We start from the raw sequence: 278 nt of genomic DNA on the forward strand, positions 1-278 counted from the left end.
CTTCCGATCTCAATAAAGCTTTGAAGAAAAATGCGCCTTATTGTACGATCTGACTAAGTTATCTTTTAATAATTGGTATTCCTGTTTATTGCTTGAAGAATTGCCGGTCCTATTTACTCGTTTTAGGACTGGTTCAGAATTCCTCAAAAATTCATCCAAATATACAAGTGGATCGATCCTACCCCTTGCGCTAAAGAAGTATATGTGCCTACTAACGCTTGTCTTGGTCTCTGTCACTAAACACTGGATTATTACTCCCAGATACTTATTTTGGACTA

General features: G+C 37.1%; 1 protein-coding gene. It reads right to left on the reverse strand.

Going from position 1 to position 278, the window contains the following annotated elements; translation table 11 throughout:
* Window positions 1-9: 9 nt before the first annotated feature.
* Window positions 10-278 (reverse strand): hypothetical protein (locus tag Q5762_RS40195; RefSeq protein WP_399495588.1); only part of this gene is annotated, 269 nt, incomplete at its 5' end.

This window comes from Streptomyces sp. P9(2023), from assembly GCF_032436795.1.
In the GTDB taxonomy this organism is placed as follows: Bacteria; Actinomycetota; Actinomycetes; order Streptomycetales; family Streptomycetaceae; genus Streptomyces.